19 protein-coding genes are annotated in these 21,841 nt (G+C 69.0%); 15 read left to right on the forward strand and 4 right to left on the reverse strand.

Annotated elements, in window-relative coordinates:
- Positions 1-81: 81 nt before the first annotated feature.
- A complete protein-coding gene (locus tag ACLJO0_RS20560; protein WP_410580085.1) occupies positions 82-981 on the reverse strand; it encodes a sugar phosphate isomerase/epimerase family protein in 900 nt (299 codons plus the stop codon).
- Positions 982-1,101: 120 nt separating this feature from the next.
- On the opposite strand from ACLJO0_RS20560, the gene ACLJO0_RS20565 reads away from it, so the two are divergent.
- The 3 genes from ACLJO0_RS20565 to ACLJO0_RS20575 all read left to right on the forward strand — a co-directional run bounded on the left by ACLJO0_RS20565 (position 1,102) and on the right by ACLJO0_RS20575 (position 4,123).
- Positions 1,102-2,106 carry a LacI family DNA-binding transcriptional regulator gene (locus ACLJO0_RS20565; RefSeq protein ID WP_125792673.1) on the forward strand — a complete coding sequence of 335 codons (1,005 nt, stop codon included), beginning with the start codon at positions 1,102-1,104 and terminating at the stop codon, positions 2,104-2,106.
- Between the two features lie 4 nt (positions 2,107-2,110).
- On the forward strand, positions 2,111-3,112 hold the full coding sequence (locus tag ACLJO0_RS20570) for a Gfo/Idh/MocA family oxidoreductase (RefSeq protein WP_410580086.1): 1,002 nt from the start codon (positions 2,111-2,113) through the stop codon (positions 3,110-3,112).
- A 591-nt stretch (positions 3,113-3,703) separates the two neighbouring features.
- On the forward strand, positions 3,704-4,123 hold the full coding sequence (locus tag ACLJO0_RS20575; protein ID WP_410580087.1) for a hypothetical protein: 420 nt from the start codon (positions 3,704-3,706) through the stop codon (positions 4,121-4,123).
- On the opposite strand, the gene ACLJO0_RS20580 is transcribed toward ACLJO0_RS20575, so the two are convergent.
- Positions 4,120-7,098 (reverse strand): BTAD domain-containing putative transcriptional regulator, encoded by a 2,979-nt coding sequence (locus ACLJO0_RS20580; protein WP_410580088.1) that lies wholly within the window; start codon positions 7,096-7,098, stop codon positions 4,120-4,122. The genes ACLJO0_RS20575 and ACLJO0_RS20580 overlap by 4 nt on opposite strands.
- A gap of 430 nt (positions 7,099-7,528) precedes the next feature.
- On the opposite strand from ACLJO0_RS20580, the gene ACLJO0_RS20585 reads away from it, so the two are divergent.
- Genes ACLJO0_RS20585 through ACLJO0_RS20595 form a run of 3 tightly spaced genes read left to right on the forward strand, consistent with a single transcriptional unit; the run spans position 7,529 to position 9,591 of the window.
- A complete protein-coding gene (locus ACLJO0_RS20585) occupies positions 7,529-7,924 on the forward strand; it encodes a GntR family transcriptional regulator (RefSeq protein ID WP_396566836.1) in 396 nt (131 codons plus the stop codon).
- The gene (locus tag ACLJO0_RS20590) at positions 7,921-8,784 is read left to right on the forward strand and encodes an ABC transporter ATP-binding protein (protein WP_410580089.1); all 864 of its coding nucleotides are present in this window, start codon (positions 7,921-7,923) and stop codon (positions 8,782-8,784) included. Before ACLJO0_RS20585 ends, ACLJO0_RS20590 begins: the two co-directional genes overlap by 4 nt.
- Before the next feature lie 9 nt (positions 8,785-8,793).
- Complete coding sequence (locus tag ACLJO0_RS20595; protein WP_410580090.1) at positions 8,794-9,591, forward strand: ABC transporter permease; 798 nt, start codon at positions 8,794-8,796, stop codon at positions 9,589-9,591.
- Here ACLJO0_RS20595 and ACLJO0_RS20600 read toward each other — a convergent pair.
- Positions 9,588-9,746 carry a hypothetical protein gene (locus tag ACLJO0_RS20600; RefSeq protein WP_410580091.1) on the reverse strand — a complete coding sequence of 53 codons (159 nt, stop codon included), beginning with the start codon at positions 9,744-9,746 and terminating at the stop codon, positions 9,588-9,590. The genes ACLJO0_RS20595 and ACLJO0_RS20600 overlap by 4 nt on opposite strands.
- A 74-nt stretch (positions 9,747-9,820) precedes the next feature.
- Here ACLJO0_RS20600 and ACLJO0_RS20605 point away from each other — a divergent pair, with 74 nt between their 5' ends.
- Entirely contained in the window at positions 9,821-10,522 is a 702-nt protein-coding gene (locus ACLJO0_RS20605) for an ABC transporter permease (RefSeq protein ID WP_410580092.1), read from the forward strand.
- Between the two features lie 21 nt (positions 10,523-10,543).
- On the opposite strand, the gene asnB is transcribed toward ACLJO0_RS20605, so the two are convergent.
- Positions 10,544-12,376: an asparagine synthase (glutamine-hydrolyzing) gene (gene asnB, locus ACLJO0_RS20610; RefSeq protein WP_410580093.1), complete on the reverse strand. Its 1,833-nt coding sequence runs from the start codon at positions 12,374-12,376 to the stop codon at positions 10,544-10,546.
- A 344-nt stretch (positions 12,377-12,720) separates the two neighbouring features.
- On the opposite strand from asnB, the gene kdpF reads away from it, so the two are divergent.
- From kdpF to ACLJO0_RS20650, 8 genes are all read left to right on the forward strand, one after another.
- The gene (kdpF, locus tag ACLJO0_RS20615) at positions 12,721-12,822 is read left to right on the forward strand and encodes a K(+)-transporting ATPase subunit F (RefSeq protein WP_007031325.1); all 102 of its coding nucleotides are present in this window, start codon (positions 12,721-12,723) and stop codon (positions 12,820-12,822) included.
- Positions 12,822-14,483 (forward strand): potassium-transporting ATPase subunit KdpA, encoded by a 1,662-nt coding sequence (gene kdpA, locus ACLJO0_RS20620; RefSeq protein WP_410580094.1) that lies wholly within the window; start codon positions 12,822-12,824, stop codon positions 14,481-14,483. The genes kdpF and kdpA overlap by 1 nt, the downstream gene beginning before the upstream one ends.
- Positions 14,480-16,573: a potassium-transporting ATPase subunit KdpB gene (kdpB, locus tag ACLJO0_RS20625; RefSeq protein WP_410580095.1), complete on the forward strand. Its 2,094-nt coding sequence runs from the start codon at positions 14,480-14,482 to the stop codon at positions 16,571-16,573. The genes kdpA and kdpB overlap by 4 nt, the downstream gene beginning before the upstream one ends.
- 3 nt (positions 16,574-16,576) lie before the next feature.
- Complete coding sequence (locus ACLJO0_RS20630) at positions 16,577-17,188, forward strand: potassium-transporting ATPase subunit C (RefSeq protein WP_410580096.1); 612 nt, start codon at positions 16,577-16,579, stop codon at positions 17,186-17,188.
- Between the two features lie 5 nt (positions 17,189-17,193).
- Entirely contained in the window at positions 17,194-19,779 is a 2,586-nt protein-coding gene (locus ACLJO0_RS20635) for a DUF4118 domain-containing protein (RefSeq protein WP_410580097.1), read from the forward strand.
- On the forward strand, positions 19,776-20,477 hold the full coding sequence (locus ACLJO0_RS20640) for a response regulator (protein WP_410580098.1): 702 nt from the start codon (positions 19,776-19,778) through the stop codon (positions 20,475-20,477). Before ACLJO0_RS20635 ends, ACLJO0_RS20640 begins: the two co-directional genes overlap by 4 nt.
- A 255-nt stretch (positions 20,478-20,732) precedes the next feature.
- A complete protein-coding gene (locus ACLJO0_RS20645; protein WP_410580099.1) occupies positions 20,733-21,254 on the forward strand; it encodes a hypothetical protein in 522 nt (173 codons plus the stop codon).
- Positions 21,255-21,497: 243 nt separating this feature from the next.
- Entirely contained in the window at positions 21,498-21,794 is a 297-nt protein-coding gene (locus tag ACLJO0_RS20650; protein ID WP_410580100.1) for an acylphosphatase, read from the forward strand.
- Positions 21,795-21,841: the final 47 nt, after the last annotated feature.

The following is a 21,841-nucleotide window of genomic DNA, read 5'->3' on the forward strand; positions in this document are numbered from 1 at the left end:
TTCGGGTTCCTCGCCGTACACCCCGTTGCTCCGCCATTTCCCCAAGCGATGGGACATCGTCGTCTCTCCTCGCTTCTTCCGTTACCTGGCAGCCGGGAGCCGGCTGACGATTCCGTCGAGATGCACCAGGCTCCTGGCCACATCCCGCTTCGGCAGATCCTCCGGGCTCCCCTCGCTCAGCGCGGTGTCCTGTTCGAGCACGTACCACCCGTCGTAGCCCGCCTCGTGGACGGACCTGACCATCGTTTCGATGTCGACGTCCCCGTCACCGAGCGGGACATACAGACCTTTGCCCACCGCTTCGGTATAGGGAAGCCTCCCGGCGCGGACATCTTCGGCGAGTTCGCCGCGCACGTCCTTGAGGTGCAGGTGCCCGACCCGTTCGGGGTACCGCTCGGCCAGCGCCACCGGATCGGTCCCGCCGATGAGGAGATGCCCGGTGTCCAGGCACAGCGGCAGAGTGGAATCGGCGAGGAAGCGCTCGACCTCTTCCTCGGTTTCCGCGTGCGTCCCGACGTGCGGATGCAGCACGGTGCGAAGTCCGTGGCGTGCGGCGATTTCCCCGATCGCGCCGGAGGTTTCGACGAGGGTCGCCCATTCGGTGTCGCTCAGCTTCGGCCGGTCGTCGTAGCCGTCGAGACCGCTGGCGGCGGCGAGCACGAGCACGTCGCCACCGCAGGCGGCGAACAGCGCCGCCGACTCCTCGGCCGCCGCCAACGCGGCTTCGGGGTACTCGTGCAGTACGACGGCGAGGAACCCGCCGACCAGGTCGAGCTCGTATCCGGCGAGCAACGCGCGCAGCTCGGCCGGGTCGCGCGGCAGATAACCGGGCGGGCCGAGCTCGGTGGCGCGCACTCCCAGCTCCGCCATTTCGCCCAGTACGGTCCCCGCGTCGAGCACACGGCCCCAGCCGGGGACTTCGCACACGCCCCAGGAGATCGGGGCGGCGGCGACGCGGATCCGGGATGTCGTCACTGGCATCGGCGGCCTCCTGAAGGTTCGGGGGTTTCGGGGAGATCGGGTTAGAGCGCTCTATTGATTAGAGCGCTCTAATCATGTAGCGTCCGTCACAGTAAAGTCAAGGGCAGGGGGAGGATGGAAATGGCGCGACCGACGATGGAGGACGTCGCCGCGAAAGCGGGGGTGTCCCGCGCGCTCGTGTCACTGGTGATGCGCAACGCGCCGAACGTGTCCGACGAACGGCGGACGCGCGTGCTGTGCGCTGCGCACGAACTGGGGTACGAACCGCACGCGATGGCCAGGTCGCTGGCGAGCCGGACGTCGACCGTCCTCGGCGTGATGGTCTCGGACCTTCGCAACGCGTTCTTCGCCGACGTCGTCGAGGGGCTCGACGCGGCGGCCGAAGCGGCCGGATTCCATTTGATCCTCAACACCGGCGGCCGCAGTCCCGCGCGCGAGCGGGCCGCGTTGAAGAGTCTGTTGTCCTTCCGTCCGGCCGGGGTGATCCTGCTGTCGCCGGTGGTGCCCGCGTCGGCGATCGAGGAAGCGGCCGCCCAAGGACCCGTCGTCCTGGTGTCGCGCACTTCGCGCGCGCCGGGCGTGGATACGGTGAACGATGACGGCGAGGCGGGTTCCGCGCTCGCCGTCGACCATCTGGTTTCCTTGGGGCACCGGAGGATCGCCCATCTGGACGGTGGCCTGGCCGCCGGTGCGGCGGCCCGGCGCCGGGGTTACCAGCAGGCCATGCGGCGGCACCGGCTGCATCCGATCATCGTGCGCAGCGAGCACACCGACACCGCCGGGGAGAAGGCCGTGCTCGAACTGCTCGGCGACCCGCCGCAGGGTGGACTGCCGACAGCGTTGGTGGCGGGCAACGACTTCAACGCCGTCGGCGCGATCTCCGCGCTGGAGGATGCGGGTCTGCGAGTCCCCGAAGACGTTTCCGTGGTCGGCTACGACAACACCTCGCTCGCCGCGCTGCGCCATCTCTCACTGACCACTGTGGACCAGCCGCGGACCGAAATGGGGCGGCTGGCCGTCGAGGCACTGCTCGAACGGGTCCGGGGCGAACGTGCCGAACCGGTCCGGCATCTGCTGCACCCGTCGCTGGTGGTCCGTTCGACCACCGCCGCTCCAGAAAGGTAACCACATGAGGTTGGGACTCGCCGGCGCCGGCCGGATCGGCACTTCGCACGCCGAGACCTTGAAGAGCTTCGACGAGGTCTCGTCTCTGGTCGTCGCCGACGTGGACGCCGCACGCGCCCAGGCTGCCGCGGCCAAACTCGGCGTCGAAGCGGCGACGGACATCCCCTCGCTGTTCGCGTCCTCTTTGGACGGTCTCGTGATCGCCGCGGCCACGGACGCCCATCCGGAACTGATCCTCAGGGCCGTCGACGCGGGGATCCCCGTGTTCTGCGAGAAACCGGTCGCCGCCGACATCCCCGGCACGCTCGCGGTGATCGACAAGATCTCCGGTTCGGACGTGCCGGTGCAGATCGGCTTCCAACGCAGGTTCGACGCGGGCTACGCGGCCGCCCGGGCCGCGGTGGCTTCGGGCGAGCTCGGCTGGCTGCACACCTTGCGCGCGACCACGCTCGACCCGGCACCGCCGCCCGCCGAGTACGTCGCGCATTCCGGCGGTCTGTTCCGCGACTGCGGAGTGCACGACTTCGACGTCGTCCGGTTCGTCAGCGGCCGCGAGGTCGTCGAGGTCTACGCCGTCGGGACGAACAAGGGCGAGCGGTTCTTCGCCGACGCCGGTGACGTCGACACCGCGGCCGCGACCCTGACGCTGGACGACGGAACGCTGGCGGTGGTCTCGTTGACGCGCTACAACGGCGCGGGCTACGACGTCCGGCTCGAAGTACTCGGCTCGGCGGGCAACGCAGTGGTGGGCCTGGACGACCGTGCGCCGCTGACCTCGGTCGAACCCGGCGTCCAGCCGTTGCCCGGCCCGGCCTACCCCGGGTTCATGGAACGCTTCCGGCCCGCGTACACCAGTGAGTTGAAGGCATTCCTCGACGTCGCCGCCGGTCGCGCGCCGAGCCCGTGTGGAGCGGCGGACGCGCTGGAGGCTTTTTACATCGCCGAGGCGTGCGAGCTCTCCCGCCGCGAACGCCGCCCGGTCCGCGTGGACGAGGTCCGCGTCTGAAGTGGCATTCCCGCGACGGGGCGCGAGTGTTTTGGGTCTAAGGGGCAGGTGAACGGGTCTGCCTCGGCTCGGGCTGAGGCCAGGGGGTTGTGAGTGGCGATTCGGGTTAGAACCCGAATCGCCACTCACGTGGCTTGCCGCCGGTGGCCTTGGGAGTACATGAAGGCCCCCATCCTTGCGCCTAGGTACAGGAAGGGGTCCTTCATGTACTTGGGGAAGGAGCCCTTTACGCGCTTCCGGCGTGGCTGATGGTGCGTCTGGCCGTACGTGTCGCCACCCGAGGTAGTGAGGGCCTCCTTCCCTACCTTCAGGGTAGGTAAGGAGGCCTTCACGGACCGGCGGCGACCGACCGCGGCCAGAGTCCACCAGGCTGAGGTGAAGGCAGCTTGCTGCCAAAGACCGCACACCATGAGCCACCGTTCGCTACGGTGACCGCGAACCACGACAGGCGCCAGATTCGTGTCGCCGGACGCGCGAGGAGTGCGGATGCAGCCCAACCCACCGCAGCCGAACCCACCGCAGCCTGGTTCCCCTCAATCCGGCGGACCCGCGCAGTGGGACGCAGCGCCGCCCAAGCCGAGGGCGAACACCGTGGCCGCGGTGATCGCCGGCGTCCTGGCGCTGCTCGCCGCCGGCATGCTCGTCTGGTTCGCGCTCTACAACGTCGTCGTCGCCGTAGAGGCGGACGGCCGCTTGTCGGGCATCACGGTGCAGAACATGGCCAGCGGCGTCATCTCGGCCGTAGTGCTGGTGGTCGCGGCGGGATTCACGTTCGCCCGCAGGATTCCCGGCGCGTGGACTCTGTTCGGGCTTTGCGTGTTCTACGTGGTGGCGGTCTTCGTGGGGACGCCGCTGGTGTGGGGCACGCCCTTCGGCGCGCAGGTCAAGTGGCTCTTCAGCTTCGACGACAGTGACAGCACCGCAATGGCGCTGACGATCATCCTCGCCGTCCTGACCGCGATCACGGCGGCGATCGCCGCCAGTGTGAAGTCGTACGACACCAAGAACTAAAGCTCGTCCAGGATCAGTTTCGCGCGTTCCTCGACGAGCCGGTAGCCGGAGCGTGCCGCTAGCTCTTGTGCCAGCTCGCCTTGTGTTCGGGCTTCCGGGTGTTTTCCCAGTCGCAGCAGGGTTTCCGCGAGTCCGGTCCGGGCGGCGGCCTCGCACCAGAAGAAGCTGGTCGTCCGCGCGATCGACAACGCGAGCCGATAGTGCTCGGCGGCCTCGTCGGGCAAGTCGAGCCGCAGGCAGACCTCGCCGAGTCCGACGAGGGTCCAGGCCTCGGTGCCCCGGTCGCCGATCTTGCGCGTCAGTTCGACGGCTTCGAGCGCGTCCGTGCGGTTCTGCTCGCTCGGGTCCCGCCTGCTTTCGAGTACGGCCCTGCCGGACAGCGCGGTCGCCTCGCCGTAGGTGTAGCCCAGTTCGCGGTTGGCCGCGAGCGCGCGGGTGTAGAAGTCGTAGGCGTCGTCGGGGAGGCCGAGGTCGCGGTGCACGTTGCCGAGGTCGACCAGCAGTACCGCGACGCTGAACCGGGCGCCGTCCCGTTCGGAGACCTTCAGCGCGCGGGTGAAGTTGGTGAGCGCCTCGTCGAGCTGACCTGTCTGCCAGTACGGGAAACCGAGGTTCGCCAGTGCCATCGAGACGGCCGGCATGTTCAGTTCTTCGCACAGCCGCAGGGATTCCAGCCCGCAGCGGATCGCCTCCTGCGGATCGCCGAGGCGCTGGTGCACCGCGCTCAGGTTGTTGAGCACGGCCGCGCGGCCGGCGTCCCAGCCGTCGAGGAGGTCTCCGCGCAGGGCGCTGGTGAGGTGCTCGCGTGCTTCGTCGTAGCGGCCGCTGTTGACGCAGGCGAGCGCGATGCTCAGGTGCATCGCCGCCTGTGCCTGCCCGGCCCCGCTGCGGCGGGCGGCTTTGAGCGCGGTCGAGGCGGTGTCGATCCATTCCGCGTGATGACCGCGCTGGTGGAAGAAGGCGCGGAGCGCGTCGGCGAGGTGCCAGGAGAACTCGGGTGGGCCGTGTTCGGCGCTGTGCTCGACGGCGGCGGCGAGGTTCGGCCACTCGGCGTCCAGCCACGCCAGTGCCTCTTCGGTGTCGGCGAAGGGTTTGTCCGCCGGTTCCTCGCGTGGCAGGCGCAGGAAGTGCGGAATGAGGGTGCGGCCCGCGGTGTCGGCGGTGGTCAGGTAGCTCTCGAAGAGCCGCCTCGCCGCGGCGTCGCGTTCGGGTTTCGTGTCCTCCGCCAGCGTGCGGCCCGCCGCGAAACTGCGGAGGAGGTCGTGGAATCGGTAGCGCCCCGGGGTGTAGCGCTCGACGAGATGCGCCGCCGCGAGCGCCTTGAGCTGCTGGTTCGCCTTCGAATGCGGGACGCCGGTCAGCGCCTGCGCGGCGGGGGCGGTGAACGTCTGGCCGGGTACGAGCGCGAGCCGGCGGAACAGTTCCCGATGCTCCTCGGGAAGCGTCCGGTAGGAGACGCCGAACGCCGTGGTCACGGCACTTTCCTCGGCACCGTCGACGGTCAGCTCCGCCAGCGGATCGCCACCGGCGAGCTCGCGGGCGAGTTCGGCGATCTCGGGTTCGCCGCTCGCGCCGAGGTTGGCCGCCGCGATCCGGAGCGCGAGCGGGAGATGCCCGCACAGCCGCGCCAGTTCCGCGGCCGCGACGGCTTCGGCGGCGACGGTTTCGCTGCCGAGCACGGCTTCCAGGAGATGTCGCGCGTCTTCGGCGGGCAGCACGGACAGCGGGAGCGCGCGGGCGCCGGTGCGGGCGATGAGGTCGCCGAGCCGCTGGCGGCTGGTGACCAGGACGGTGCCGGACGGCGGCAGCAGCGGCAGTACCTGGCCGGTGTCGCGCACGTTGTCGAGGACGAGGAGGACCCGCTTGTCGGCGAGGAGCGACCGGAGCAGCGCGGCCCGCGTGTCGGTGTCCGGCGGGATGGCCTTGGGCGCGGTGCCGAGTGCCTGCAGGAGCTGGGTGAGCGCGACGGCCGGGGTGAGCGGTTCGTGGTCCGGATCGAAACCACGCAGGTCGAGGTACAGCTGGCCGTCGGGGAAAGCGTCGCGGACGCGGTGGGCCCAGCGGACCGCGAGCGCGGTCTTGCCGACACCGGCGGTGCCGCTGATGACCCAGATGTCGGTGCCCTCGGCCGTGTGGCGGGTCGCCTCGTCGAGGCGCTCCATCTCGCCCGCCCGTCCGGCGAACCCCCGGACGTCGTGCGGCAGCTGCGCCGGGCGGACCGGTTCGGGTCTGGTCGCGGGTTCGAGGGCGGGATCGGCGCCGAGGATCGCGGATTCCAGCCGTCGCAGTTCGGGGGACGGATCGAGACCCAGTTCGGTACCGAGCCGGGCCCTCAAGGAGCGGAAAGCCTCGAGGGCGTCGTCGGTGCGGCCTTCGCGGTGCAGCGCGAGCATGAGCTGCCCGACGAACCGCTGCCGCAGGGGATGCGCGGCGACCAGTTCGGTCAGTTCCGCGAGGACCTGCCTGCCGCGGCCGAGCCGCAGCTGCGCCTCGGCCCGATCCTCCAACGCCGTCCAGCGTTCCTCGTTGATGCCGCCGCGAAGCCGCTGGGCGACCTCGCCGCTCACCACGTCGGACAACGCCTCGCCGCGCCACAGACCGAGCGCCTCGTCCAGGAGCTCCACGGCGGTTTCGTCGTCGGCGTCGCGGGCCTGCGCGGTCAGCTCGGTGAAGCGGTGCAGGTCGACCTGGCGCGGATCGAGTTTGAGCAGGTACCGGGTCCCCTCGGAGACGATCTCCGGCCCGCCGGCGCCGCGGAACACCGCACGCAGCCTGGACACCAGCGCTTGAACGGTGTTTCGTGCACTGGCGGGCGGTTCTTCGGGCCAGAGCAGGTCGATGATCCGGTCGCGCGGTACCGGTTTGCCCGCCTCCAGCAGCAGAACCGCCAGCACGAGCCGTTGTTTGGGCGAGCCGAGATCGACCGGATCGCCACCGGCCCACGCCTCGACGGCGCCGAGGACGCGGAACTCCACCCGGCCACCTCCGCTCACCCTCGTCAGAGCCTGCAAGCGTAGTGCAAGCGCGCTGCATCCGGCCCGCGTGATCCTTGCCGGGTGTCCACCGAGGACCCGTCGCCGGAACCGTGCCCAACCAACAAGACGGGCAGGACCCCCCATTCGGTTCCGGTACGACGGTGGGCACCTACACCTTGCACAGGCACCGCCTTCTCCAGTGGCGGTGGGGGTTGGGGGTAGTGCCAGCTCGACGTCTTCCCCCCGTGTCGTCGGACTGGCGCTTCTTCTTGACTGGGGCTGGGGTTTTTCCGTGAAGGCCACCTTGAGGGACTCAGAGTCCCTCAAGGTGGCCTTCACGGCTTTCGGCATGACCACCACTTGATCACTTGACAGCGGCGGGCTTCTGCCTGCACCCTTTCACTACTTAATTAGTGAAAGGGTGTTGCCAGTGGTCACCTTCCACTTGGACAAGGGCTCGGGCGTCGCGACGTACGTCCAGCTCGTCCAGCAGGTCAAGAACGCCCTGCGCCTGGGATTGCTGGAGCCGGGGGACCGGCTGCCGACGGCGAAGGAAGTGGTCGCCGAGCTGGCGATCAATCCCAACACCGTCCTCAAGGCGTACCGCGAGCTGGAGCGCGAAGGCCTCGTCGAGGGGAAGCCGGGCCTCGGCACCTTCGTCCAGAAGACGCTCGGAGGCGCTTCGTTCGCCGAGCGCACGCGCTTGCGGAAGAGCCTCGGCACCTGGGTCCGCGACGCGCGGGAATCGGGGCTGGATCAGGAAGACGTCGAGGCGTTGTTCACCTCGGTGGTGGTCGATGGCTTTCGAGGGGAGCGGACGGCATGACCGATAAACCCGTCATCGAGGCGACCGGGCTCGGCAAGCGCTACCGCCGCAAGTGGGCGCTGCGCGACTGCTCCCTCTCCGTCCCGAAAGGGCGCGTCGTCGCCCTTGTCGGGCCCAACGGCGCGGGCAAGACGACCTTCCTGCACCTGGCCGTCGGGCTGCTGGACGCCACCCTGGGCTCGGTCTCGATCCAGGGGACCACGGCCTTCCTCGCCCAGGACAAGCCGTTGTACCCGGGTTTCAGTATCGCCGAGATGCTCAAGTTCGGCAGACGCCTCAACCCCGGCTGGGACGACGAGTTCGCGCTCAAGCGCATCGATTCGCTCGGACTTCCCTTGAAGCACAAGGTCGGCAAGCTCTCCGGCGGCCAGCGGGCGCAGGTCGCGCTCACTCTCGCGCTCGCCAAACGCCCGGACCTCCTGGTGCTCGACGAGCCGCTCGCGAACCTCGACCCGCTGGCCCGTCACGAGGTCATGCGCGGCCTGATGGAGGCCGTCGCCGAGACCGGGATGACCGTCCTGCTCTCGTCCCACGTCGTCTCCGATCTGGAGAACACCTGCGACTGGCTGATCGTCCTCAACGGCGGCCGGGTGCAGGTCAGCGGCGACATCGACGAACTCGTCGCCGGGCACCGGATCCTTTCCGGGCCGGTGGACGAGGCCGACGCGCTGGCCAAACGTGTCGCGATCGTGGACGAGGCGAGGGCGGGCAGGCAGGCGACCGTGTTCGCCCGCACGGAACCGGTCCCGCTGGGTCCACAGTGGACCGAGCGGCCGTCGACACTGGAGGAACTGGTGCTCGCCTACCTGCGACGACCCGAATCCGCGAGCCTGCCTCGTCCGACACTGGCTTCGGCGTAAGGGGGAACGATGCTCTGGCTCACTTACCGTCAGCACCGGATGCAGTTGCTGATCACCGCCGGTCTGCTCGTCGCCGTCGGGATCCTGTTGCTGGTCAACGGAAACGCCGCGGCGGACAGCGCGGACCCGGCGAAGCTGTTCGCGGATCTGTACACCTACCTCGCCTGGTTGCAGGTCGTCCCGGTGGCGATCGGGGTCTTCTGGGGTGCCCCGCTGGTCGCGGTGGAGTACGAACGCGGCACCACGAAACTCGCCTGGACCCAGTCGATCTCCCGATTCCGCTGGCTCGGCGTGAAACTGGGCTTCCTCGCCGTGCTCGCCACCCTCGGCGGTCTCGCGTTCGGCACGATGATGCAGCGCTGGGTGGAGGTCTTCCCCACCGATCGCGGCGACACCGCCTTCACCAGCCGCTTCGACAATCCGGTCCTGTTCGCGATGACCGGCGTCGCGCCCGGCGCGTGGTGGCTCTTCGGGTTCGTTCTCGGCACCGTCGCTGGAGCGTTCATCCGCAAGATGCTGCCCGCCATCGCCGTCACCATCGCGGTGACCGTCGGCCTGATGATCGGCATCGCCAATGTCCGTGACCTCTACGCGGAGCCGAAACTCGTTCCCATGGGCTTCGGCGACCAAGGCCCCGGAGGCCGGGTCCTCGAAATGGTCACGGACGCGGCCGGCGAGGTCACCGCCCTCAAGGTCCTGCCCGCGGACTTCTACTGGCGTTTCCAATGGACCGAAGCCGCGATCCTCGCGGGTGTCTCGCTCGTGCTCGCCGTCGCCGCGACCTTCGCCATCCGGCGTCGTTCCTAGAAAGGCACATCTTCTTGCTTTGGCTCACCTGGCGGCAGCACCGTATCCAGCTGCTGGTCACCCTGGGATTCCTGGTCGTGCTCGGCGGCGTCCTGCTCCTCTCCGTGCAGGTCGCCGTCGGCGCCGCGAACGGCGAGACCTCCTTGTACTGTCACGGCGGCGGCGTCCCGTGCCGTGAGTACGACGCGGGACTGAGGATCTCTATCAGAAGGTCTACCCGCTGGTCGCGATGGTGCCGTTCATTCCCTTGCTGGCAGGCGTCTTCTGGGGCGCGCCGCTGCTCGCCAGGGAGTACGAGCGCAACACCCACCAGCTCGCGTGGACGCAGTCGGTCGGCCGCGGGCACTGGCTGGCCGTGAAGTTCGGTGTCCTCGCCGGGTGCGCGATGCTGGCCGGGCTCGCTTCGGGGCAGATGTTCGGCGCGTGGCTGGATATGTTTCCTGGCAAGGCGGAGAGCTTCGCCGAGACGTCCTACTTCGGCGCGCTCGGGGTCGCGCCCGCAGCCTGGTGGCTGTTCGCCTTCACCCTCGGTACGGCGGCCGGGGTGCTGGTGCGCAAGACCTTGCCCGCCATCGCGATCACGGTCGCGGTGTTCCTCGCGGCAGCGATCGCCTTGCTGCTGAGGCCGCATTACGCCGAGCCGGTGCGCACGCTCGGCCCGGATGCGGCCACGAAAGGGGCGCTGATCGTCAAGCTGGGCAGGGTGACGCCGGACGGCCGTGAGATGAGTTCGCTGGACAACGTGCCCGGTTGCCCGGTGGGGATAGGGAAGAGCGCGTGCGCTTTGGCGGCGGGGTATCAGGATTTCACCGTCTACCAGCCCGTCGACCGGTTCTGGCGGTTCCAATGGACCGAGGCGGGCATCCTGCTCGCCGCGACCGCGGTGCTCGGGGGAGTCGCGGTAGGGGGCACGGTCCGCCGCCGTCGCTGAGACGACGGCGGACCGGGTACTTCAGTCGAGCTGGAGCTCGGGGGAGTACAGGTCGAACCAGTGGTAGAGGTCCAGCGCCCGGTCGATCCCGGAGCGCTGGGCCGAGGACATCGTGGCCGGGTCCACTTCGGACACCCGGTGCAGCCAGTCACGGTCGACCAGTTCGAACACCGGGTTGTCCCGTTCGGTCAGCGCCTCCTTGGCCTGCTGCTGCAACGCCGCCGCGTAGCCGGGGTCCTGAGTGGACGGATAGGGGCTCTTGACCCTGTCCCGCACCGACGTCGGCAGCACGTGTTCGGTCGCGTGCCGCAGTAGGCTCTTTTCCCTGCCGTCGAACGTCTTCAGCGACCACGGCGTGTTGTAGACGTACTCGACGAGGCGGTGATCGCAGAACGGCACGCGCACCTCGAGACCGACGGCCATCGACGCCCGGTCCTTGCGGTCCAGCAGCATCCGCACGAACCGGGTCAGGTGCAGGTTGCAGATCGTGCGCATCCTGCGGTCCTGCTCGCTCTCGCCGTCGAGGTGCTCGACCTGGGCGACGGCGGTGCTGTACTGGTCGGCGATGTAGCCGGGCAGGTCCAGTTTCTCCTGGACCTCGCCGCGCAGGAGCGCGCCCCGCTCGCTGGTGAGCCCCATCCGGAAGGCGAGCCAGGGGAACGTCCCCGAGTTCACCGCGGCTTCGTCGTGGAACCAGCGGTACCCGCCGAAGACCTCGTCGGCGGACTCGCCGGACAGCGCCACCGTCGACTCGGCGCGGATCGCCTTGAACAGCAGGTACAGCGAGGTGTCCATATCCCCGAGCCCGGCCGGGATGTCCCGTGCGGCCAGCACCTTGCGGCGGACCTCGGGGTCGCTGAGCTCGGCCGGGTTCAGGACGACGTCCTTGTGGTCGGAGCCGACCAGCCGCGCGACATCGCGGATGTACGGCGAGTCCGGGGTGTCCCGGACCTCGTCCGGCTGGAAGTTCTCTTCCTGGCCCTGGAAGTCGACGGAGAACGTGCGCAACCGCTCGCCCTGTTCGGCCAGCCGCGCGGCGGCGAGACCGGTGACGGCGCTGGAATCGAGGCCGCCGGACAGCAGGACGCAGCGGGGGACGTCGGCGATCAGCTGGCGGTGCACGATGTCGGTCATCAGCTCGCGCACCCGCTCGACCGTGGTCTCCTGGTCGTCCGTGTGCTGCTTCGCGTCGAGCTTCCAGTACGTCCGCGTGCGGATCCCGGAGCGGTCGACGGTGACGATCGTGCCCGGTCCGACCTCGTGCATGCCCTTCCACAGCGACCAGCCGGGGGTCTTGGTCATGGTCATCAGCTCGCGCAGGCCGTCGGTGTCGACCACCTTGCGTGCCAACGGGTTCGCGAGGATGGCTTTCGGTTCGGAGCCGAAGAGGACGCCGTCCGGGGTCGGGTAGTAGTAGAACGGCTTGATGCCCATGCGGTCGCGGATCATCACGAGCTTCTCGTCGCGTTCGTCCCAGATCGCGAAGGCGTACATGCCGTTGAGGTGATCGACGACCTCGTCGCCCCACTCCAGGTAGCCGTGGAGCACGACCTCGGTGTCGCTGTCGGTCTCGAATTTGTGGCCCCGCTTGGAAAGCTCCTCGCGCAGTTCGGTGAAGTTGTACGCCTCACCGCTGTAGACCATCGCGGCGAGCCCGGCTTCGGCCATCGGCTGCCTGCCGCCTGGCAGGTCGATGATCGCGAGCCGTCGGTGACCCAGCGCCACGTTCGGCCGGACCCAGGTGCCCGAGTCGTCCGGCCCGCGGCACGCCATGGTCGCGGTCATCGCGTCGACGACCTCGCGGCGTTGGGTGAGGTCCGTATCGAAGGAGACCCACCCGGCGATTCCGCACATCGCTACCTCCTGGTGATTAGTTAGCACATACAACTACCCGTAACACCGGTGTAACACGCTTCGGCGGACTTGTCTGCCCGAATTGCACGCTCCGTCCGCAGCACGTCACGGTCTGTGGGCCACGTCACCAGGCATCAAGAAGTCGTAAAGGCACCCGATCGGGGCATCAAGAGGCCGTCAGGCACGGGTCGCGTCGGTCTGTACCGGGCGCAGTGTTGCGGGGTCCTGGTCACCGATGGGGTGACCTGTCCTGAGAGGTGCCTAGTGGCCGACTTGCTCTACGCCGTGCTCCTGATCGGCGTATTCGTGGTTCTCGCCCTGACCCTGCGCGGTCTGGAAAAGCTGTGACCGGCACGGGAGCCGTGGCCAACGTCGTCGGCGGACTGCTGGCGCTGGGGCTGATCGTCTATTTGTTCATCGCACTGGTCAGGCCGGAGAAATTCTGATGTCAGACACCGCGGCCGGCCTCCTGCAGGCCGGCCTCTTACTCGTCGCGCTCGCCGTGGTCTACCGGCCACTGGGCGACTACATGGCGCGCGTCTTCTCGACCGAGAAGCACACCAAGGCCGAACGCGGCCTGTACCGCCTCTTCCGGGTGAACCCCGGATCGGAACAGCACTGGAAGACCTACGCGTCCGCAGTGATCGGCTTCTCGTTCGTCTCCGTCGTTTTCCTGTACCTGCTTCAGCGGCTTCAGGCGATCCTGCCGTGGAGCCTCGGCAAGGAACCGGTCTCGCCGGCGGTCGCCTTCAACACCGCCGTCAGCTTCGTGACCAACACGAACTGGCAGTCCTACAGCCCCGAAGCGACCATGGGTCACTTCGTGCAGATGGCCGGCCTGACCGTGCAGAACTTCCTGTCCGCGGCCGTCGGGATCGCGGTCGCCGTCGCGGTGGTCCGCGGCTTCGTCCGCTCGAAGACCGACCGTCTCGGCAACTTCTGGGTGGACCTGACGCGCGGCACGATCCGGATCCTGCTGCCGATCGCGTTCGTGGCGGCGATCGCGCTGATCGCGCTCGGCGTCGTCCAGAGCCTCAAGAGCGGCGTCGACGTCCTCAACCCGGACGGCAGCACGAGCAAGATCGCGCTCGCGCCGGCCGCGAGCCAGGAAGCCATCAAGGAACTCGGCACCAACGGAGGCGGCATCTTCAACGCCAACTCCTCCCACCCGTTCGAGAACCCGAACGCCTGGACCAACCTGATCGAGATCTTCCTGATCCTGGTCATCCCGGTCTCGCTCACCAGGACGTTCGGCAAGCTCGTCGGCAACACGCGGCAGGGTTATGTCCTGCTTTCGGTGATGGCCGGGCTCTTCACCGCGATGCTCACGGTGACCTGGCTGTCCGAAGCCCACGCGAGCGGGCCGGCGTCGCTGGCCGCCGGGGCGAACATGGAGGGCAAGGAACAGCGGTTCGGCATCGGCCTGAGCTCGCTGTTCGCCAACGCCACCACCGGCACGTCCACCGGTGCGGTCAACAGCATGCACGACAGCTACAGCGGCCTCGGCGGCGGCGGAGTGCTGCTGAACATGCTGCTGGGCGAGATCTCGCCGGGCGGGGTGGGCACCGGTCTCTACGGCATCCTCGTGATGGCCGTGATCGCGATGTTCCTCGCCGGGCTGATGGTCGGCCGGACACCGGAGTACCTGGGGAAGAAGCTCGGCAAACGCGAGGTCACCTGCGCGGCGGTCTCGATGCTCGCCATGCCGACGGTGGTCTTGCTCGGTTCCGGGATCGCGCTGATGAACCCCGGCAACCTGGCCGCCTTGAACAACCCGGGCGCCCATGGGCTTTCCGAGGTGCTTTACGCCTACGCGTCGGCGGGCAACAACAACGGCAGCGCGTTCGCCGGGATCACCGTCACCAACGACTGGTTCCAGTCCTCCCTCGGCGTGGCGATGCTGCTCGGCCGGTTCATCCCGATCCTCGCTGTCCTGTGCCTGGCCGGATCCCTTGCCTCGCAACGGAAGGTCCCGGAGACCGCCGGCACGCTGCCCACCACCGGACCGCTCTTCGGCACGATGCTCGCGGGCACGATCGTGCTCGTCGCGGCCCTCACCTTCATCCCGGCGCTCGCGCTCGGGCCCATCGCAGAGGCACTCGCATGACCATGACTCAAGAACGCACTCCCGAGGAGATAACGCAGCACCACGTGGAGAACACGGGCCGCGTCGGTGCCGGGATCTTCAGCCCCCGTCAGTTGCTGACGTCGCTGCCGGAGGCGCTGCGCAAGCTGAATCCCAAGCACCAGCTCGCCAACCCGGTCATGTTCGTGGTGTGGATCGGCTCGGCGCTGACCACGGTCTTCGCGATCACCGACCCGAGCGTGTTCACCATCCTCATCGCGATCTGGCTGTGGTTCACCGTCCTGTTCGCGAACCTCGCCGAGGCCGTCGCGGAGGGCCGGGGCAAGGCGCAGGCGGAAACCCTGCGGCGCAGCAAGAAGGAGACCGTCGCCCGCCGCCTCACCGAGGACGGTGACGAGGAAGCCGTGCCGGGTGCCGACCTGCGCGTCGGTGACCTCGTGGTCGTCGAGGCCGGACAGGTCATCCCGGGCGACGGCGACGTCGTCGAGGGCATCGCGACCGTCGACGAATCGGCCATCACCGGCGAGTCGGCCCCGGTCATCCGCGAATCGGGCGGCGACCGGTGCGCGGTCACCGGCGGCACCACGGTGCTCTCGGACCGCGTCGTCGTGAAGATCACCACCAAACCCGGCGAGTCCTTTGTGGACCGCATGATCGCCTTGGTGGAGGGCGCTTCCCGGCAGAAGACGCCGAACGAGATCGCGCTGACGATCCTGCTCTCGACGCTGACGATCATCTTCCTGCTCGCCGTCGTGGCGCTGCAGCCGATGGCGGGCTACTCCGGCAGCCAGCAGTCCGTGATCGTGCTGACCGCGCTGCTGGTCTGCCTGATCCCGACGACGATCGGCGCGCTGCTGTCCGCGATCGGCATCGCCGGGATGGACCGGCTGGTGCAGCGCAACGTCCTCGCGACGAGCGGTCGCGCGGTGGAAGCCGCCGGCGACGTCTCGACGCTGCTGCTGGACAAGACGGGCACGATCACCTTCGGCAACCGCAAGGCCACCGAGCTGATCCCGGTCGGACAGTCCACTATGGACGACATCGCCAAGGCCGCCCGGTTGTCGAGCCTCGCCGACGGCACGCCCGAAGGTCGCAGCATCGTCGAGCTCGTCGCGCGGGAACACGGGCTCGCGGAGACCGCGTCCGACGACGAGAAACTCGCGGACTTCGTCGAATTCACCGCGCAGACCCGGATGAGCGGCATCGACGTCGGTGAACGGCAGGTCCGCAAGGGCGCCACCGCCGCCGTGCGGGAGTGGGTCCGCGAACGCGGCGGCGACATGCCGGACGAGACCGAACGCGTCGTCGACGAGATCAGCCAGCAGGGCGGGACCCCGCTGGTGGTCGCGGAGTACGACGGCGCGAAAGCGTTCGTACGCGGCGTGATCCGGCTGTCCGATGTGGTCAAACCGGGGATGAAGGAGCGGTTCGTCCAGCTCCGCGCGATGGGGATCAAGACCGTCATGATCACCGGCGACAACCCGCTCACCGCCAAGGCCATCGCCAAGGACGCGGGCGTCGACGACTACCTCGCCGAAGCCAAACCCGAAGACAAGATGGCGCTGATCAAGAAGGAGCAGGAGGGCGGGCGGCTGGTCGCGATGACCGGCGACGGCACCAACGACGCCCCGGCGCTGGCGCAGTCCGACGTCGGCGTCGCGATGAACACCGGGACCTCCGCCGCCAAGGAGGCGGGGAACATGGTGGACCTCGACTCCGACCCGACGAAGCTGATCGAGATCGTCGAGATCGGCAAGCAGCTGCTGATCACCCGCGGCGCGCTGACCACCTTCAGCGTCGCCAACGACCTCGCGAAGTACTTCGCCATCCTGCCCGCGATGTTCACCGGCATCTTCGCCCAGCTCGGCGCGCTCAACGTCATGCAGCTGGCGACACCGAAGTCGGCGATCCTCTCGGCGGTCATCTTCAACGCCCTGATCATCGTCGGGCTGATCCCGCTCGCCCTGCGCGGTGTCCGGTTCAAACCGTCGTCGGCTTCGGCGTTGCTGCGGCGGAACCTGCTGGTCTACGGCCTCGGCGGCATCGTCAGCCCGTTCCTCGGGATCTGGCTGATCGACCTGCTCGTCCGTCTCATCCCTGGAATCGGGTAACTCATGAACGCACTGCTGAAGCAGACCCTCGCCGGGCTGCGTGTCCTGCTCGTCTTCACGGTCCTGCTGGGTGTGGTCTACCCGCTCGGTGTCTGGGCGGTCTCCAGGATCCCCGGCCTCGAAGGCAACGCGGAAGGCTCGATCGTCGCCCAGGACGGGCAGGCCGTCGGGTCCTCGCTGATCGGCATCGACCCGGTCGCGGCCGACCCGGCCAAGGATCCGTGGTTCCACAACCGCCCGTCCGCGGGCTCGAAGGACGCCCTCGGCCCCGGCGACCCGTCGTCGTCCGGCGCGTCGAACAAAGGCCCGCACAACGAGGACCTGGTCGCCGTGATCGGCGAACGCAAGAAGCTCATCGCCGCCCGTGAGGGTGTCCAGGAGTCGCGGGTGCCCGCCGACGCGGTGACGGCGTCGAGCTCCGGGATGGATCCGGCGATCAGCGTCGCCTACGCCGACCTCCAGATCCCGCGAGTGGCCAGGAACACGGGCCTGTCCGAGGAGAAGGTCCGGCAGCTCGTGGCCGACAACACGAGCGGTGCGGGGATCGGTGTGCCGGGCGTCAATGTGCTGAAGGTCAACTTGGCCGTGCGCGACGCGGCCGGAGGAGCACACTGACAGACGTGGACGAGAACACGACCAAGCCGCGCCGGGGAGAGCTGAGGATCTACCTCGGCGCGGCCCCTGGCGTCGGGAAGACCTTCGCGATGCTCGGCGAGGCGCGACGCCGCCTCGACCGGGGCACCGACGTGGTCATCGGCCTGGTCGAGACGCACGGGCGGAAGAAGACCGCGGAGCTCGTCGACGGGCTCGAGACGGTGCCGCGCCGCCGGTCCGCGCACCGGGACCACGAGTTCGAGGAGATGGACCTCGACGCGCTGCTCGCCCGCGCCCCCGAGGTCGCCGTGGTCGACGAACTCGCGCACACCAACGTGCCGGGATCGCGCAACGAAAAGCGCTGGCAGGACATCGACGAACTGCTCGCCGCCGGGATCGACGTGCTCTCCACGGTCAACGTGCAGCATCTGCAGAGCCTCAACGACGTCGTCGAGCGGATTACCGGCGTCACCCAGCAGGAGACGGTGCCCGACGAGGTCGTGCGGCGGGCCGAGCAGCTGGAGCTGGTCGACATCACGCCCGAGGCGTTGCGGCGGCGCCTGGCGCACGGCAACGTCTACCCGGCCGAGCGGATCGACGCGGCGCTGGGCAACTATTTCCGGCCCGGCAACCTCACCGCGCTGCGGGAGCTCGCGCTGCTGTGGGTCGCCGACCAGGTCGACGTGGCGCTGCAGCGGTACCGGGCCGAGCAGAAGATCACCGACACGTGGGAAGCACGCGAACGGGTGGTCGTGTCCATCACCGGGGGACCGGAGAGCGAGACGCTGATCCGCCGCGCGAGCCGGATCGCGAACCGGGCGGGCGCCGAACTGCAGGTGCTGCACATCCTGCGCGGCGACGGGCTCGCCGGGATGGGGCCGACGGCGGTCGGCAAGTACCGGAAGCTGGCCGAAGAGGTCGGCGCGACCTTCCACACCGTCGTCGGCGATGACGTGCCGACGGCGCTGCTCGACTTCGCGCGCGGGGTGAACGCGACCCAGCTGGTGGTCGGGACCTCGCGGCGGTCACGCGTGGCGCGGTTGTTCGACGAGGGCATCGGTGCGGCCGTGGTCCAGCGGTCCGGCCCGATCGACGTCCACATGGTCACGCACGACGAAGCGGGCGGACGGCTGCGTGCCCGGTTCAACCGGAGCCCGCTTCCTTCCTCGCGGCGGCTGGCGGGCTGGGTGCTCGCCGGCATCCTGCCCGTCTTGGCGACGTTGCTCGGCGTCGTGCTGGAGGAGCAACTCGATTTTTCGACCGACGTGGTCGTCTACATGCTGGCGACGGTACTGGTCGCGCTCGCGGGCGGGCTCGGGCCCGCGCTGCTCGCGGCGGTGTTCTCGGCCGGTCTGCTGAACTTCTTCTTCACCCGGCCGCTGTACACCCTGACCGTCCACGAACCGCGGAACGTGATCACGCTGGTCGCGATGGTGCTGGTGGCGGTCCTCGTCGCGGCGGTCGTCGACACGGCGGCCCGGCGCGCGACACAGGCCGCCCGAGCGCGGACCGAGGCCGCGCTGCTCGCCTCGTACGCGCGGACAGTGCTCACCCACACCAACCCGATCGAGCGGCTGCTGGAGAAGGTCCGAGAGAACTTCGGTCTGACTTCGGTGACCCTGCTGGAGAAGCGGGACAAGAAGTGGAAGCGCGTGGCGAGCGCGGGTTCGGATCCCTGTGCCGATCCTGATCAGGCCGACGCCGACATCGCGGTGACCGCCGACGTCCACCTGACGCTGCGGGGCCGCGCACTGCCCGCGTCGGACCGGGGAGTGCTGGAAGCAGTCGCCGGGCAGGCACTGCTCGCCCTGCGGCAGCAGCGGACGGCGAAGGCGGCCATCCGGGCCGAACGCAAGGCCGAGGCGACCGAACTGCGCACGGCCCTCCTGTCGGCCGTGGGACACGACCTCCGGACCCCGCTGACGTCCATCAAAGCGGCCAGCGGAAGCCTGCGCGCGACCGACATCTCACTGTCCGAAGAGGACACCGACGAACTGCTCGAAGCGATCGAGGAATCGGCGGACCGGCTGGCCGGGCTGATCGACAACCTGCTCGACTCATCCCGGCTGGCGACCGGCGCGGTGCGCCCGCACCTGCGCCCGGTCGGCTACGACGAGGTCGTTTCGCACGCCCTGTCCAATGTGGACAACTCGGCCTCGGTCGTCGTCGCGATCGACTCGCGGCTGCCGTCGGTCTGCGCCGATCCCGGCCTGCTGGAACGGGTCGTGGCGAACGTGATCGACAACGCCCTGCGGCACGGTGCTTCGGGCGAGCCGGTGTCGGCCCGCGCCAGCACGCATTCGGAACACGTCGAACTGCGCATCGTCGACCACGGGCGCGGGCTGAAGAAAGGCACCGCGGACTCGGCGTTCGCGCCGTTCCAGCGGCTCGGGGGAGACCGGGACACCGTGCCCGGCGTGGGACTGGGACTGTCGGTCGCCAAGGGGTTCACCGAGGCGATGGGCGGGCGGATCCGGGCGGAGGACACGCCCGGCGGCGGACTCACCGTCGTCATCTCGCTGCCCGCCTATGTTGGTCAGGATCCGGAAAAGAGCCTCCTCGCGTTCGACGACGAGGGCCTGGAGAACGAAGAGGAGGAGCGAGTGCGATGAGCGCAGACACCGCGTCGGCGACCGTCCTGGTCGTCGACGACGAACCGCAGATCGTGCGAGCCCTGCGGATCAACCTGTCCGCCCGCGGCTACAAGGTGATCACCGCGCACGACGGGACGGCCGCGCTGAAGGCCGTCGCCGAGACCAAACCCGACGTCGTCGTCCTCGACCTCGGCCTGCCCGACCTCGACGGCACCGAGGTGATCGCGGGCCTGCGCGGCTGGACGACCGTGCCGATCATCGTGCTGTCCGCGCGCGGCGACTCGGCCGACAAGGTCGAGGCCCTCGACGCCGGCGCCGACGACTACGTCACCAAACCCTTCGGCATGGACGAACTGCTGGCGCGGCTCCGGGCCGCCGTGCGCCGATCGGCGTCGTCCGGTGTGGACGGTGCGGACGCGGTGGTGGACACGGGATCCTTCCGCATCGACCTGGCGGCGAAGAAGGTGCGCCGGGACGGCAAGGAAGTGCACCTCACCAAGACCGAATGGGGCGTGCTGGAACTGCTGGTGCGCAACCGCGGCCGTCTGGTGGCGCAGAAACAGCTGCTGCACGAGGTGTGGGGACCGACGTATGAGACCGAGTCGCACTACCTGCGGGTGTACCTGGCGCAGCTGCGGCGGAAGCTGGAACCGGAACCCTCGCGGCCGCGGCACCTGCTGACGGAACCGGGGATGGGATACCGCTTCGAAGTGTGACATCCGGTGCACTCGGCCGCCACGAACCCGCGGGACGCCATGAAAGGTCCTTTCCTTGCGAAATTTGCAAGGAAAGGACCTTTCATGGCACGTGGGGAGGGAAGCGTGTTGCGAAAGTGGCTTTCGCAACCCTCGCTGAGGCCTGCCGCCCAGCACACACCGCAAAGTAGTGAAGGCCTCCTTCCCTACCATCAAGGTAGGCAAGGAGGCCTTCACGGACCAAAGGCTTACTGGGCGCTGCTCGTGGAGGTGTCGGTGCCGGAGGTGCTGGACCGGCCCGGAGTCGACTCGCTGGGGGCGCCGCTGGAGCTGGAGCCGCCACCCGTGGTGGTGGACGTGGTCTCCGACGGGGGTGTCGTGGTCGGAGGGGTCGTCTTCGTCGGCGTGGTCGTGGTCGGCGGAGTGGGCTTCGGGGTCGACGACGGCGGCAGGACCGTACGCGTCGGCTCACCACCACCCGGATTCGGCGGCACGACCGGCGGAGGCGGCGTGACGACGCTCGTCGTCTCCTTGCCGTCCGGGCCGACCGAGGTCACCGTGGTCGGCGGCGCCGTCGAGCTGGAGGGCGCGCCGGGGATCGGCGAGCCGCTGACGGTCATCGGGCCGCCGGGGACGGCGTTGCCAGGAACCACCTGCACGCCGGCGGGGGCGATGCCCTGTCCGCCGCCGGGGACGCCGGTGCCGCCCGCGGTGGTGGAGACGCCGGGACCCGCGAGTTCGGCGATCGCGGCGAAGGCCGTCGCCACCACGAGGCCGCTGACGCCGAGTACGGCGTAGCCGGCTCGGTTGAGCTTGCCGGTGGCGCCGCGCGGGGGTGCCACGGACACGCGTGCGCTCGAATCAGACCCGTCGGGACGGGGCATGTGCTGGCTCCTCGGATGGGGGACTTCGGGGAGTGCGGCTACCCGGGCGAGGTAGCCCAAGTGGGGACCCGGCGCGGAGATTATCACCGCTGCTCAACCGTCTGCGAACCACAGCGAACGTCGTGTTCACCCTCCGCGTTCATCCGCATGGTGCACGATGGGGAACGTGAGTGAAGAAGTAACGCACATCAGGCTGACGGCGTGGGTGCACGGTCGCGTGCAGGGTGTCGGTTTCCGCTGGTGGACCCGCAGCAGAGCGCTTGAGCTGGGGTTGGCAGGCAGTGCGGCCAATCTGGCCGACGGGCGTGTCGAGGTGATAGCGGAGGGTGTTCGCGAACACTGTGAGCGGCTTTTGACGGCTTTGCGCTCCGGGGAATCACCCGGAAGTGTGGATCAGGTCGTCGAGCGGTGGTCACCCGCGAAGGGCGGGCTTCGCGGGTTCGTGGAGCGCTGAGGCCCCGCGTCCCACGATCACCGTGAGCACACAGGTAGCCTGGGTCG

Source organism: Amycolatopsis sp. lyj-108, from assembly GCF_046549005.1.
GTDB lineage: Bacteria > Actinomycetota > Actinomycetes > Mycobacteriales > Pseudonocardiaceae > Amycolatopsis.

What these genes read in the sequence shown, in the direction of transcription:
- ACLJO0_RS20560 (WP_410580085.1), bottom strand. Translation starts at nt 981, where the DNA reads ATGCCAGTGACGACATCCCGGATCCGCGTCGCCGCCGCCCCGATCTCC.
- ACLJO0_RS20565 (WP_125792673.1), top strand. Translation starts at nt 1,102, where the DNA reads ATGGCGCGACCGACGATGGAGGACGTCGCCGCGAAAGCGGGGGTGTCC.
- ACLJO0_RS20570 (WP_410580086.1), top strand. Translation starts at nt 2,111, where the DNA reads ATGAGGTTGGGACTCGCCGGCGCCGGCCGGATCGGCACTTCGCACGCC.
- ACLJO0_RS20590 (WP_410580089.1), top strand. Translation starts at nt 7,921, where the DNA reads ATGACCGATAAACCCGTCATCGAGGCGACCGGGCTCGGCAAGCGCTAC.
- ACLJO0_RS20595 (WP_410580090.1), top strand. Translation starts at nt 8,794, where the DNA reads ATGCTCTGGCTCACTTACCGTCAGCACCGGATGCAGTTGCTGATCACC.
- ACLJO0_RS20605 (WP_410580092.1), top strand. Translation starts at nt 9,821, where the DNA reads ATGGTGCCGTTCATTCCCTTGCTGGCAGGCGTCTTCTGGGGCGCGCCG.
- asnB (WP_410580093.1), bottom strand. Translation starts at nt 12,376, where the DNA reads ATGTGCGGAATCGCCGGGTGGGTCTCCTTCGATACGGACCTCACCCAA.
- kdpA (WP_410580094.1), top strand. Translation starts at nt 12,822, where the DNA reads ATGTCAGACACCGCGGCCGGCCTCCTGCAGGCCGGCCTCTTACTCGTC.
- kdpB (WP_410580095.1), top strand. Translation starts at nt 14,480, where the DNA reads ATGACCATGACTCAAGAACGCACTCCCGAGGAGATAACGCAGCACCAC.
- ACLJO0_RS20630 (WP_410580096.1), top strand. Translation starts at nt 16,577, where the DNA reads ATGAACGCACTGCTGAAGCAGACCCTCGCCGGGCTGCGTGTCCTGCTC.
- ACLJO0_RS20640 (WP_410580098.1), top strand. Translation starts at nt 19,776, where the DNA reads ATGAGCGCAGACACCGCGTCGGCGACCGTCCTGGTCGTCGACGACGAA.
- ACLJO0_RS20650 (WP_410580100.1), top strand. Translation starts at nt 21,498, where the DNA reads ATGGGGAACGTGAGTGAAGAAGTAACGCACATCAGGCTGACGGCGTGG.